The organism is Micromonospora sp. Utrum1 (assembly GCF_057197805.1).
The window spans coordinates 2,662,698-2,676,349 of record NZ_CM170071.1; the positions used below are offsets into that span (position 1 = coordinate 2,662,698).

The window sequence follows — 13,652 nt, forward strand, 5'->3', positions numbered from 1 at the left end:
CTCAGCGGTGCTCGGCCGGCGGGCCGAACGGGAAGTCCGGCACCGGCGGGAGCAACTGCACCGAGTCGGCGGACACCTGACGGGTGCTGCGCCCCAGCACCCGGGTCATCGCGCGCAGCAGCCACGGTCCCGACGGGTGCCGCTCCGGCCCGATCAGCCGGCTGGTGACCCGGGTCCACCAGTGGCCCGCGACGATCACGTCCGTGACCCGCAGCCGCTCCGGCGGCCAGCCGCCCCGCACCACCACGTCGACCACCCGGCCCAACCGCCGCCCGCGCAGGTCGTACGCGGTCCGGCCGAGCAGCTCACCCGCCCGCACGGTTCGCCCCCGGAATCCGGTCGATCAGGTGCCGGCGCAGCCAGGACTCCACCGGCGAGGGCGGCAGGTCGGCCGCCGGGCAGCGCAGCCGCACCACGCTGTCCACCCGGTCGATCTGGGTGAGCGGGATGCGCAGCGGCGGCACCGGCGGGTCGTCGGTGAACCGGTCCGCGACGGCCACCAGGAGCCGCCCGATCCGGCCGCCGATCCGCTGCCCGAGCGCCGCCTGGCCGCTGAGCAGGCAGTCCACGTACGGGTAGCCCTCCTCGTCGATGGCGAGCGCGATGTCGTCGACCCGGCCGACGAGCCGGCCGTCGACGTCGACGATCTGCCGGTCGAGCAACTGTTTGGCGAGCTGGATCCTCATCGCCCCATCCTCGTGATGATCGCCAGGGGGATCGCCGCCACCGAGGCGGCGACGATGAGCAGCAGGAACACCGCCCCGAGCAGGTTCGTCCACCACCCGTTGACCCGGTCGCCGAGGTAGTTGCGATCATTCGCCACCACGAGGATCGGCAGGTAGGTCAGCGGCAGCACCACCGCGCTGAGCACCAGCATGTACTCGGTGAGCCGGACCGGGTCCACGGCGGTCATCAGAAGCAGCACCCCCAGCAGCAGCCCGACGAGCAGCACGCTGTGGAACCGGGCCGCCTCCCGCGGGCTGACCCGCTTGCCCCACTGCCAGCCGAAGTACTGCGACGCCGCGTACGCCGCCGACAGCCCGGTCTCCAACGCCGCCCCGAAGGTCACCGCGAAGAACGCCAGCACCGCGACGGCCAGGCCGGCCCCGCCCAGCGCGGTCACCACCGGCCGAGCCACCTGGTCGAGGGTGTCCAGCGACGCCCCCGACGGGTGGTAGGCAACCGTCGCCACGGCGATCAACGACAGCGCCAGGAAGCCGCCGACCGGGAAGCCGATCAGCACGTTCGACCGGGCGTGCGCCAGGTCGGCGGCGCTCCACCGCTCCTCGACCCCGCCGGAGGAGAAGAAGAACACCTCGTACGGGCTGACCGTCGAGGCGAACAGGGCCACCGCCACGAACCAGTACACCGACCAGCCCTCGCCGGCGGAGCTGATCCGCAGCGCCCCGTGCCCGAGCTCCGCCCAGTCGGTGGGCAGCGCGAACAGCGCCACCGCGAAGACCAGCAGCGCCAGCCCGGCCAGCCCGAAGACCCGTTCCATCAGCGCGAAGCGCATCCGCCACAGCACCAGCCAGACCGCCACCGCGGCCACCGGCACCCAGAGCAGGTAGCTCAACCCGGTCGCGAGCTGCAACGCCAGCGCCACCCCGCCCAGCTCGGCGGCCAGGGTGATCACCGTGACCAGCCAGGAGGCGACCAGGTTGAGCAGCGCCACCCGCGGCCCCAGCCGCTCCCGGACCAGGTCGAACACCGCCCGGCCGCTCACCGCCGCGATCCGGCCGGCCATTTCCGCGTACGCGCAGATGCCCACCACCCCGACGAGCAGCACCCAGGAGTGGGCCATCCCGAAGCGGGCGCCGGCCTGGCTCGCCGCCACCAGGTCGCCGATGTCGACGAAACCGCCGACGGCGGAGAGCACGCCGAGCGTGGCCGCGAGGAGCTTCCTCACGTCGGCTCGGGAACGGGCGGTCTCATCGACGCGACGATATCGGCGTCAGATCCCCGTTCTCGGGCGAATCGGCCAGCCCGGGATCAGGCGGCGGTGAGGTTCTGCAGCCGCACCTGGCCGCGCGCGACCAGCCGGCCGCCCTCGTCGGTGATCTCCACGAGCCAGAGCTGCTGGCTGCGGCCCCGGTGGATCGGGGTGCCGACCGCGGTCAGCTCGCCGTCGCGGACGGCCCGCAGGAAGTCGGTCTGGTTGGAGACCCCGACGACCTTGCCCTTGTCACCCAGCCACAGCGCGCCGCCGATGCTGGCCGCCGTCTCCACCACCGAGCAGTAGACCCCACCGTGCTGGATCCCGTACGGCTGGTGCAGCTCCGGACGGACCTGCCAGCGGATCGCCACCCGGTCCCCGCTCACCTCGTCGAACTTCAGACCCAACAGGGCGACGAAGCCCCCGGTCACGTCCGGCATCTCCACGGCGGCCCCCTCCTGTCGGTGGAGCCGCCAGCCTAGTCGCCCGCCTTCGGCAAACCCGGTACGGGCCGAGGCCGGTGATGGGGGAGAATCGGTAGCCGTGACCGACAGCAACCTCCCGCAGGCGCGGGACTCCCTGACCGAAGACCTGCTGTGGCGGGGCCTGATCCAGGACTCGACCGGCCTCGACGAGCTGCGCGAGCTGCTCGACGGCGGGGTGGCCACCTTCTATGTGGGCTTCGATCCGACCGCGCCCAGCCTGCACGTCGGCCACCTCATGCAGGTCATCACCGCGCGCCGGCTCCAGCTCGCCGGGCACCGGCCGCTGCTGCTGGTCGGCGGCGCCACCGGCCAGATCGGGGACCCGAAGGAGACCGCGGAGCGGACCCTCAACCCGCCCGAGGTGGTGGCCGGCTGGGTCCAGCGCATCCACGACCAGCTCGCCCCGTTCGTCTCGTACACCGGGGAGAACGCGGCCCGGCTGGTCAACAACCTGGACTGGACCGGCGAGATGTCGGTGGTGGAGTTCCTGCGCGACGTCGGCAAGCACTTCCCGGTGAACAAGATGCTGGCCCGCGAGGTGGTGCGGGCCCGGCTGGAGTCCGGCATCAGCTTCACCGAGTTCAGCTACCAGCTCCTGCAGGCCAACGACTTCTTCGAACTGCACCGCCGGCACGGCTGCCAGCTCCAGTACGGCGGCTCGGACCAGTGGGGCAACATCACCGCCGGGGTGGACTACATCCGCCGCCGTGGCGCCGGCCCGGTGGAGGCGTTCACCACCCCGCTGGTCACCAAGTCCGACGGCACCAAGTTCGGCAAGAGCGAGACCGGCGCGGTCTGGCTCGACCCGGAGATGACCAGCCCGTACGCCTTCTACCAGTTCTGGGTCAACGCCGACGACCGCGACGTCACCCGCTACCTGCGCTACTTCAGCTTCCGCTCCCGTGAGGAGCTGGAGGAGTTGGAGAAGGCCACGGCGGAACGGCCGCAGGCGCGGCTCGCCCAGCGGGCGCTCGCCGAGGAGCTGACCACCCTGGTGCACGGGGAGCGGGAGATGGCCCAGGCCGTCGCGGCCAGTCAGGCGCTCTTCGGTCGCGGCTCGCTGGAGGAGCTGTCCCCGGAGACCCTGCGCGCCGCGCTTACCGAGGCCGGTCTGGTGCACCTCGACGAGCTGCCCGACGTCGCGGGCCTGCTCAAGGAGTCGGGCCTGGTACCGAGCATGAAGGAGGCCCGGCGGGTCATCGCCGAGGGCGGCGCCTACGTCAACAACGTCCGCATCGCCGAGGTGGACGCGACGGTGTCGCCGGCGGACCTGCTGCACGGCCGCTACCTCGTGCTGCGCCGGGGCAAGCGCTCGTTCGCGGGCGTTGAGCTGCGCAAATAGCTCTCCGTCGACAGTGTGACGCGGGACGCGCCCAGCGGATTTGACGATCAATCCGCTGGGCGCGTAACTTTCTCTCTGCCAGCGCGGAACGGACGAAACAGGCGAAAGACCTGAGAGGCCGGAGCGCGGGAATGACCGCCGGGCGAGGATGGTTGACTCCATCGGAACCCGGACCGGGCGGTGCCCCGGATCCGCCGCGAGGCGGATTTGGCGAGGCGGAACCGACCGGGTAAGGTTGTCGACCGGCAGGGACACGGACGAGCGAGCGGGAAACCGCGGCGGCCGTCCTGCCGAAATCCACGAGGCGCCCGGCGCGAGTCGGTCGAATAGTGGTGCCCGGCAAAAGGGTGGAAGCAATGACAAACCGCGAAACACCGGTTTGACACCGCGGAAACCGCCGGGTAACGTAGTAAAAGTGCCCGGCGCGAGAGCGGCGGGCGGTTGAACGAAATGCCCCGGACGGGGGTCCTGCTGGTGCGGGGTTTCCGGATGGTGTGTGGTTGTTCTTTGAGAACTCAACAGGGTGCTTGTTAAGCCAGTGCCAAATTGATTTATACCCCGGACTGGTCAGGCCTTTTGGTTTGGCTGGTTGGGATTCCTTTGGCAACACTTTTGTTGTCAGGATGATTGTTCAACAAAGATTTTTGTTGGAGAGTTTGATCCTGGCTCAGGACGAACGCTGGCGGCGTGCTTAACACATGCAAGTCGAGCGGAAAGGCCCTTCGGGGTACTCGAGCGGCGAACGGGTGAGTAACACGTGAGCAACCTGCCCTAGGCTTTGGGATAACCCCGGGAAACCGGGGCTAATACCGAATATGACCTGGCCTCGCATGAGGCTTGGTGGAAAGTTTTTCGGCCTGGGATGGGCTCGCGGCCTATCAGCTTGTTGGTGGGGTGATGGCCTACCAAGGCGACGACGGGTAGCCGGCCTGAGAGGGCGACCGGCCACACTGGGACTGAGACACGGCCCAGACTCCTACGGGAGGCAGCAGTGGGGAATATTGCACAATGGGCGGAAGCCTGATGCAGCGACGCCGCGTGAGGGATGACGGCCTTCGGGTTGTAAACCTCTTTCAGCAGGGACGAAGCGTAAGTGACGGTACCTGCAGAAGAAGCGCCGGCCAACTACGTGCCAGCAGCCGCGGTAAGACGTAGGGCGCGAGCGTTGTCCGGATTTATTGGGCGTAAAGAGCTCGTAGGCGGCTTGTCGCGTCGACTGTGAAAACCCGCAGCTCAACTGCGGGCCTGCAGTCGATACGGGCAGGCTAGAGTTCGGTAGGGGAGACTGGAATTCCTGGTGTAGCGGTGAAATGCGCAGATATCAGGAGGAACACCGGTGGCGAAGGCGGGTCTCTGGGCCGATACTGACGCTGAGGAGCGAAAGCGTGGGGAGCGAACAGGATTAGATACCCTGGTAGTCCACGCTGTAAACGTTGGGCGCTAGGTGTGGGGGGCCTCTCCGGTTCCCTGTGCCGCAGCTAACGCATTAAGCGCCCCGCCTGGGGAGTACGGCCGCAAGGCTAAAACTCAAAGGAATTGACGGGGGCCCGCACAAGCGGCGGAGCATGCGGATTAATTCGATGCAACGCGAAGAACCTTACCTGGGTTTGACATGGCCGCAAAACCGGCAGAGATGTCGGGTCCTTCGGGGGCGGTCACAGGTGGTGCATGGCTGTCGTCAGCTCGTGTCGTGAGATGTTGGGTTAAGTCCCGCAACGAGCGCAACCCTCGTTCGATGTTGCCAGCGCGTTATGGCGGGGACTCATCGAAGACTGCCGGGGTCAACTCGGAGGAAGGTGGGGATGACGTCAAGTCATCATGCCCCTTATGTCCAGGGCTTCACGCATGCTACAATGGCCGGTACAATGGGCTGCGATACCGTGAGGTGGAGCGAATCCCAAAAAGCCGGTCTCAGTTCGGATCGGGGTCTGCAACTCGACCCCGTGAAGTCGGAGTCGCTAGTAATCGCAGATCAGCAACGCTGCGGTGAATACGTTCCCGGGCCTTGTACACACCGCCCGTCACGTCACGAAAGTCGGCAACACCCGAAGCCGGTGGCCCAACCCTTGTGGAGGGAGCCGTCGAAGGTGGGGCTGGCGATTGGGACGAAGTCGTAACAAGGTAGCCGTACCGGAAGGTGCGGCTGGATCACCTCCTTTCTAAGGAGCACCTTCACCCGAAAGGGTGTAAGGAGCCCGCGGCCCGCGGATGTCGGGTCGGGGTGCTCAATGGCGGAGACACTGGCGAGTCTTTCCCTGGCAACGGCTGGGTTCCTTCTAGTACGGCCACCTTCACTGGTGGTGTGGAACGAGGTCCTGGTGCGGCTGGGGGAGGATGTAAAGCACCCTGTTGGGTCCTGAAGGAACAACCATTGGTTGTCTTTCAGAGCCTTGAGCGGAGCGTGAGCTCCGTAGGCTGCCAGGCATGACCTGGCCTCGCATACCGCCGGCGGAATTGCCGGGCTGGTGTGGGGCGTATCAGGTTGTGGGTTGGTCGTTTGTTGAGAATTGCACAGTGGACGCGAGCATCTTTGTGGTCAAGTTGTCAAGGGCGAACGGTGGATGCCTTGGCACCAGGAGCCGATGAAGGACGTGGGAGGCCGCGATAGGCCTGGGGGAGCTGTCAACCAAGCTGTGATCCCAGGGTGTCCGAATGGGGAAACCCGGCACCAGTCATGTGGTGTCACCCACACCTGAACACATAGGGTGTGTGGAGGGAACGCGGGGAAGTGAAACATCTCAGTACCCGTAGGAAGAGAAAACAACAAGTGATTCCGTGAGTAGTGGCGAGCGAAAGCGGATCTAGGCTAAACCGGCTGCGTGTGATACCTGTCAGGGGTTGCGTGGTCGGGGTTGTGGGACCCCGCTGAGTGTACTGACATGCACTCGAGGAGTTACAAAGTCAGTGGCTAGTCGAACAGTCTGGAATGGCTGACCGTAGACGGTGATAGTCCGGTAGGTGAAAGTTGCTGACCTTCTGTGGGTGTTCCCGAGTAGCGGCGGACCCCTGAAATCTGCCGTGAATCTGCCAGGACCACCTGGTAAGCCTAAATACTTCCTGGTGACCGATAGCGGACGAGTACCGTGAGGGAATGGTGAAAAGTACCCCGGGAGGGGAGTGAAATAGTACCTGAAACCGTTCGCCTACAATCCGTCGGAGCCTTGCGGGGTGACGGCGTGCCTTTTGAAGAATGAGCCTGCGAGTTAGTGGCATGTGGCGAGGTTAACCCGTGTGGGGGAGCCGTAGCGAAAGCGAGTCTGAATAGGGCGCTGTAGTCGCATGCTCTAGACCCGAAGCGGAGTGATCTAGCCATGGGCAGGCTGAAGCGCGGGTAAGACCGCGTGGAGGGCCGAACCCACCAACGTTGAAAAGTTGGGGGATGACCTGTGGTTAGGGGTGAAAGGCCAATCAAACTCCGTGATAGCTGGTTCTCCCCGAAATGCATTTAGGTGCAGCGTCGCGTGTTTCTTGCCGGAGGTAGAGCACTGGATGGTCTAGGGGGCCCACAAGCTTACCGAAATCAGCCAAACTCCGAATGCCGGTAAGTGAGAGCGCGGCAGTGAGACTGCGGGGGATAAGCTTCGTAGTCGAGAGGGAAACAGCCCAGATCACCAGCTAAGGCCCCTAAGCGTGTGCTAAGTGGAAAAGGATGTGGGGTCGCATAGACAACCAGGAGGTTGGCTTAGAAGCAGCCACCCTTTAAAGAGTGCGTAATAGCTCACTGGTCAAGTGGTTCCGCGCCGACAATGTAGCGGGGCTCAAGCACACCGCCGAAGCTGTGGCATTCACATTTCAACCTCGCTGGGACTTGATTCCTTGTGCAGGTGTGTGGATGGGTAGGGGAGCGTCGTGCCGCGAGTGAAGCAACGGGGTGACCCAGTTGTGGACGCGGCACGAGTGAGAATGCAGGCATGAGTAGCGAAAGAAGGGTGAGAAACCCTTCCGCCGGATGACCAAGGGTTCCAGGGCCAGGCTAATCCGCCCTGGGTGAGTCGGGACCTAAGGCGAGGCCGAGAGGCGTAGTCGATGGACAACGGGTTGATATTCCCGTACCCGCGAAAGAGCGACCCTGACGAACCTCGTTGTGCTAACCACCCGAACCGCCGGCGACCTTCGGGTCAATGGTGGGGAGCGTGGGAACCTGGCGGGTAGTAGTCAAGCGATGGGGTGACGCAGGAAGGTAGCTGAGCCCGGCCGGTGGTTGTGCCGGGGTAAGCGTGTAGGCCGTGCCGTAGGCAAATCCGCGGCGCATATAGGCTGAGACGTGATGCCGAGCCGATTCAGGTGAAGTCAGTGATCCTATGCTGCCGAGAAAAGCCTCTAGCGAGTTCTTAGCGGCCCGTACCCCAAACCGACACAGGTGGTCAGGTAGAGAATACCGAGGCGATCGGGCGAACTGTGGTTAAGGAACTCGGCAAATTGCCCCCGTAACTTAGGGAGAAGGGGGGCCGGAGACGTGAAGCCCCGCGCGGGTGGAGCGTTGTATGGCCGCAGAGAGCAGGGGGAAGCGACTGTTTACTAAAAACACAGGTCCATGCGAAGAAGTAATTCGATGTATATGGACTGACGCCTGCCCGGTGCTGGAACGTTAAGGGGACCTGTTAGCTCTTCGGGGCGAAGCGGAGAACTTAAGCGCCAGTAAACGGCGGTGGTAACTATAACCATCCTAAGGTAGCGAAATTCCTTGTCGGGTAAGTTCCGACCTGCACGAATGGCGTAACGACTTCCCCACTGTCTCAACCACAGGCCCGGCGAAATTGCATTACGAGTAAAGATGCTCGTTACGCGCGGCAGGACGGAAAGACCCCGGGACCTTTACTATAGCTTGACATTGGTATCCGAATTAGCTTGTGTAGGATAGGTGGGAGCCGGTGAACCATCAACGCCAGTTGGTGGGGAGGCAATCTTGAAATACCACTCTGGTTGATTTGGGTATCTAACTTCGGACCGTTATCCGGTTCAGGGACAGTGTCTGGTGGGTAGTTTAACTGGGGCGGTTGCCTCCTAAAGGGTAACGGAGGCGCCCAAAGGTTCCCTCAGCCTGGTTGGCAATCAGGTGTTGAGTGCAAGTGCACAAGGGAGCTTGACTGTGAGACTGACAGGTCGAGCAGGGACGAAAGTCGGGACTAGTGATCCGGCACTGGCATGTGGAAGCGGTGTCGCTCAACGGATAAAAGGTACCCCGGGGATAACAGGCTGATCTTCCCCAAGAGTCCATATCGACGGGATGGTTTGGCACCTCGATGTCGGCTCGTCGCATCCTGGGGCTGTAGCAGGTCCCAAGGGTTGGGCTGTTCGCCCATTAAAGCGGTACGCGAGCTGGGTTTAGAACGTCGTGAGACAGTTCGGTCCCTATCCGCCGTGCGCGTAGGATACTTGAGAAGGGCTGTCCCTAGTACGAGAGGACCGGGACGGACGAACCTCTGGTGTGCCAGTTGTCCCGCCAGGGGCACGGCTGGTTAGCTACGTTCGGAAGGGATAACCGCTGAAAGCATCTAAGCGGGAAGCTCGCTTCAAGATGAGGTATCCCACCCACTTTGTGGGGTAAGGCCCCCAGCTAGACGACTGGGTTGATAGGCCGGAAATGTAAGCCCGGTAACGGGTTCAGTTGACCGGTACTAATAGGCCGAGGACTTGACTACCAAGCTGCTACGCGTCCACTGTGCAACTCTGAACGAGCGAACAACCACGGGTTGTTTTGACATGTTCATAGAGTTACGGCGGTCATGGCGGAGGGGAAACGCCCGGTCACATTCCGAACCCGGAAGCTAAGCCCTCCAGCGCCGATGGTACTGCACTCGGGAGGGTGTGGGAGAGTAGGACACCGCCGGACAATCTTCCAGTCGAGGGCCGCCCCAGCAGGGTCGGCCCTCGACTGCGTTAGCGTCCTTGGAGACGCAATGAGGAAGGATGTACCTGTGAGTTCAGGACCGCAGGGCGAGGATCGCCCCCGTCGTTACGAGGACCGCGCCGAGCGTGGGCAGGGGCGCGGCGACGCCCGCCGCGACGACCGTCCGTCGTACCGGGGCGACCGCGACGACCGCTCGGGCGGTCCGCGGGGCGCGTCCCGCGCCGGCGACCGCCGTGAGGGTGGTTTCCGCGGCGGCGACCGCCGCGAGGGCTCCGCCGGTGGTGAGCGCCGTGAGGGCTTCGCTGGTGGGGACCGTCGTGAGGGCGGATTCCGCAGTGGCGACCGCGAGGGCGGCTCCCGTGGCGGTGAGCGCCGCGAAGGTGGCTTCCGCGGTGGTGAGCGCCGTGAGGGCTTCGCCGGCGGTGAGCGCCGCGAGGGTGGCTTCCGTGGCGGGGACCGTCGGGAGGGCGGTTTCCGCGGTGGTGACCGTGAAGGTGGCGGCTTCCGTGGCGGTGAGCGCCGCGAAGGTGGCTTCCGCGGCGGTGAGCGCCGTGAGGGCGGCTTCCGCGGTGGCGACCGTGAGGGTGGCGGCTTCCGTGGCGGTGAGCGCCGCGAAGGTGGCTTCCGTGGTGGTGAGCGCCGTGAGGGCGTCGCCGGCGGTGAGCGCCGTGAGGGTGGCTTCCGTGGCGGGGACCGTCGTGAGGGCGGTTTCCGCGGCGGTGAGCGCCGTGAGGGCGGCTTCCGCGGTGGCGACCGTGAGGGTGGCGGTTTCCGTGGCGGTGAGCGCCGCGAGGGCGGCTTCCGTGGTGGTGAGCGCCGTGAGGGCGTCGCCGGCGGCGAGCGCCGCGAAGGTGGCTTCCGCGGTGGCGACCGTGAGGGCGGTTTCCGTGGCGGTGAGCGCCGCGAAGGTGGCTTCCGTGGTGGCGAGCGCCGTGAGGGCGGCTTCCGTGGTGGCGAGCGCCGCGAGGGCGGCTTCCGTGGTGGCGAGCGCCGTGAGGGCTTCGCCGGCGGCGAGCGCCGCGAAGGTGGCTTCCGTGGCGGCGATCGCCGCGAGGGCGGCTTCCGTGGTGGCGAACGCCGTGAGGGCTTCGCCGGCGGCGAGCGCCGCGAAGGTGGCTTCCGTGGCGGCGAGCGCCGCGAGGGCGGCTTCCGCGGTGGCGACCGTGAGGGTGGCGGTTTCCGTGGCGGTGAGCGTCGCGAAGGTGGCTTCCGTGGTGGCGAGCGCCGTGAGGGCTTCGCCGGTGGCGAGCGCCGCGAAGGTGGCTTCCGTGGCGGCGAGCGCCGTGAGGGTGGCTTCCGCGGTGGCGACCGTGAGGGTGGCGGTTTCCGTGGCGGTGAGCGTCGCGAGGGCGGCTTCCGTGGTGGCGAGCGCCGTGAGGGCTTCGCCGGTGGCGAGCGCCGCGAAGGTGGCTTCCGTGGCGGCGAGCGCCGTGAGGGTGGCTTCCGCGGTGGCGACCGTGAGGGTGGCGGTTTCCGTGGCGGTGAGCGCCGCGAGGGCGGCTTCCGTGGTGGCGAGCGCCGTGAGGGCTTCGCTGGGGGTGAGCGTCGCGAGGGCTTCCGTCGTGACGAGCGGCCCGCCGGCCCCCGTCGCGACGAGCGCGAGGGTGGCTTCCGCGGCGGTCGGGAGCGTACCGAGCGGGACGGGGAGCGCCGGGGCTACGGCCGCGACGACCGTCGCGAGGAGGGCGCGTACCGCGAGCGGCAGGACGAGCGCGCCGAGGGGCGTACGGGTGCGGCGCCGGTGCTGCCGGACGACGTGGTCGCCAGCGACCTCGACTCGGCCGTCCGGGCCGAGTTGCTCTCGCTCGCCAAGCCGGTGGCGGAGACCGTCGCCCGGCACCTGGTCGCGACCGGGCTGCTGATCGACGACAACCCGCCCGAGGCCCTGGCGCACGCCATGGCCGCCCGCCGGCTCGCCTCGCGGATCGCCGCGGTGCGGGAGGCCGTCGGGCTGGCCGCGTACCACGCGGGGGAGTGGCAGACGGCCATCGCCGAGCTGCGCACCTACCACCGGATGACCGGGCTGCAGAGCCACCTGGCGGTGCTGGCCGACTGCGAGCGGGCGCTGGGCCGCCCGGAGCGGGCCATCGACCTGTTCCGCGGGGCGGACCGGGACAAGCTCGACCAGGCCGTCGCCATCGAGCTGCTGATCGTGGCCGCCGGGGCGCGGGGCGACCTCGGGCAGAAGGACGCGGCCGTGGCCATGCTCCAGGTGCCCGAGCTGACCGCCGAGTCGACCGAGCCGTGGGCGGCGCGGCTGCGCTACGCGTACGCCGACGCGCTGCTGGCGGTGGGCCGGCGCGAGGAGGGACGGGAGTGGTTCTCCCGGGCCGCCGACGTGGACGCCGAGGGCGAGACCGACGCCGCCGAGCGGCTGCTGGAGCTGGACGGCGTCGTCATCGAAGGTGACGACGAGGAGGACGAGGAGCTCGCCGCCGGCCCCGGCACCCCGGGCGCCGTGCCGGCCCGTCCCGACGCCGACCTGACCGGCGGCTCCGACGAGGACGACGACGAGGACGACGACCGCGACGACGACGACCTCGACGAGAACGAGGACGACGACCGCGACGACGAAGACGACGACGACCTCGACGAGGACGACGACGACTACGACGACGAGGACGAGGACGACGACCTCGACCAGGACGACGACCAGGACGGCGACGCGGACCAGGGCGACGAGGGCCACGAGGACGACGACCTCGAGGGCGACGCTCGGCTGCGGGCCGATGCCGACACGGCCGACGCCATGGCCGTCGACTCCGCTGACGCGGCGCCGGCCGGCGAGGGTGCCGGGTACCGGGACCGGAACGCGGCGGACCTGGGCGACGACGAGTTGACCGACGCGGAGGCGCGCTCGCTCGCGGCCGACACCCGCGCCGCCGCCGTCGACGCCACCGGCGAGGACGCCCGGGGCGGGGACGCGACGGGCGAAGGGCCGGCGGAGTCGGAGCGCCGGTGACCGGGAGCGCCGGGGACGCGGGTTCCGGTCCGGATCGCGGGGAACGCGACCGGGCCGGAACGGGCGGCCGGCTGGTCGACGGGTACACCCTGGTCGTCTTCGACCTGGACGGGGTGATCTACCTGATCGACCGGCCGATCCCCGGCGCGGTCGAGGCGGTCGCCCGGCTGCACGCCGAGGGGCGGGCGGTCGCGTACGCGACGAACAACGCCTCGCGCCGCTCCAGCGAGGTGGCCGACCTGCTGACCGGCATGGGTGTGCCGGCCGGGCCGGAGGAGGTGCTCACCTCCGCGGCCGCCACCGCCGAGCTGTTGCGTGACCGGCTGCCCGCCGGCGCGCCGGTGCTGGTGGTCGGCGCCGAGGCGCTGCGCGCGGAGCTGCGCGCCGTGGGCCTGCGCCCGGTGTCGACCGTCGACGAGCAGCCGGCGGCCGTGGCCCAGGGGTACGGCCCGCAGGTCGGCTGGTCCGACCTGGCCGAGGCGTCCCTGGCGGTTCGGGCGGGCGCGCCCTGGTATGCCACCAACACCGACCGGACCCTGCCCAGCCCGCGGGGCCCGCTGCCGGGCAACGGCTCGCTGGTGGCGGTGCTCCGCACGGCGCTCGGGCGGGATCCCGACGTGGTGGTGGGCAAGCCGGAGCCGGCGCTGTTCGCCACCGCCGCGCGCCGGGCCGGCACGGGGCGGACCCTGGTGGTCGGCGACCGGCTGGACACCGACATCGAGGGCGCGCGCCGGGCCGGCCTGGACAGCCTGCTGGTGCTCACCGGGGTCAGCGACGTGGCCGAGCTGCTGGCCGCGCCCGAGTCGCGCCGGCCCGCGTACGTCTCCTTCGACCTGGCCGGGCTCTTCGACCCGGCGGCCGTGGTGCGGGTGCCGGGCGCGGCGGACGCCGGCGGCTGGTCGGCGACGGTGACCGACCGGGGGCTCGCCCTCGACGGCGCGGGACGCCCGCTGGACGCCCTCGCGGCGCTCTGCGCGGTGGCCTGGTCGACGGCGGCCCGCCCGCGGGTGCGGCCGGTGTCGGCGGCGGCGGACAGGGCCCTGGCCGCGCTCGGCCTGGCGGACTGACCGCCCGGC

Annotated in this window: 7 protein-coding genes, 3 rRNA genes and 1 pseudogene; 6 read left to right on the top strand and 5 right to left on the bottom strand. The window is 67.9% G+C overall.

The features are described 5' to 3' along the window. Position 1: 1 nt before the first annotated feature. The 4 genes from AC0OLQ_RS12765 to AC0OLQ_RS12780 form a co-directional block, all read right to left on the bottom strand. The gene (locus tag AC0OLQ_RS12765; protein ID WP_484531483.1) at positions 2–319 is read right to left on the bottom strand and encodes a PRC-barrel domain containing protein; all 318 of its coding nucleotides are present in this window, start codon (positions 317–319) and stop codon (positions 2–4) included. Beyond that, a complete protein-coding gene (locus AC0OLQ_RS12770; RefSeq protein ID WP_484531484.1) occupies positions 306–686 on the bottom strand; it encodes a hypothetical protein in 381 nt (126 codons plus the stop codon). Before AC0OLQ_RS12770 ends, AC0OLQ_RS12765 begins: the two co-directional genes overlap by 14 nt. Further along, entirely contained in the window at positions 683–1,909 is a 1,227-nt protein-coding gene (locus AC0OLQ_RS12775; RefSeq protein WP_484531485.1) for an NRAMP family divalent metal transporter, read from the bottom strand. The genes AC0OLQ_RS12770 and AC0OLQ_RS12775 overlap by 4 nt, the downstream gene beginning before the upstream one ends. An 83-nt stretch (positions 1,910–1,992) precedes the next feature. After that, entirely contained in the window at positions 1,993–2,376 is a 384-nt protein-coding gene (locus AC0OLQ_RS12780) for a PaaI family thioesterase (RefSeq protein WP_484532336.1), read from the bottom strand. A 103-nt stretch (positions 2,377–2,479) separates the two neighbouring features. Between AC0OLQ_RS12780 and tyrS the strand changes: the two genes are divergently transcribed. From tyrS to rrf, 4 genes are all read left to right on the top strand, one after another. Then, the gene (gene tyrS, locus AC0OLQ_RS12785; protein ID WP_484531486.1) at positions 2,480–3,763 is read left to right on the top strand and encodes a tyrosine--tRNA ligase; all 1,284 of its coding nucleotides are present in this window, start codon (positions 2,480–2,482) and stop codon (positions 3,761–3,763) included. A gap of 644 nt (positions 3,764–4,407) precedes the next feature. Next, positions 4,408–5,922 (top strand): 16S ribosomal RNA (locus tag AC0OLQ_RS12790). Between the two features lie 375 nt (positions 5,923–6,297). Next, positions 6,298–9,405 (top strand): 23S ribosomal RNA (locus tag AC0OLQ_RS12795). A gap of 74 nt (positions 9,406–9,479) precedes the next feature. Continuing rightward, positions 9,480–9,596 (top strand): 5S ribosomal RNA (gene rrf / locus AC0OLQ_RS12800). The 16S, 23S and 5S rRNA genes sit together here, the layout of an rRNA operon. Before the next feature lie 91 nt (positions 9,597–9,687). Here rrf and AC0OLQ_RS12805 read toward each other — a convergent pair. Next, positions 9,688–11,454, bottom strand: coding sequence for a hypothetical protein (locus AC0OLQ_RS12805; RefSeq protein WP_484531487.1), 1,767 nt, complete (start codon positions 11,452–11,454; stop codon positions 9,688–9,690). On the opposite strand from AC0OLQ_RS12805, the pseudogene AC0OLQ_RS12810 reads away from it, so the two are divergent. Together AC0OLQ_RS12810 and AC0OLQ_RS12815 are read left to right on the top strand one after the other, a co-directional pair. Then, positions 11,431–12,163, top strand: a pseudogene (locus AC0OLQ_RS12810) (hypothetical protein); the annotation flags it as partial. The gene AC0OLQ_RS12805 and the pseudogene AC0OLQ_RS12810 overlap by 24 nt on opposite strands. A gap of 484 nt (positions 12,164–12,647) precedes the next feature. After that, positions 12,648–13,643, top strand: coding sequence for an HAD-IIA family hydrolase (locus AC0OLQ_RS12815; RefSeq protein ID WP_484532337.1), 996 nt, complete (start codon positions 12,648–12,650; stop codon positions 13,641–13,643). The last annotated feature ends 9 nt before the right edge of the window (positions 13,644–13,652 follow it).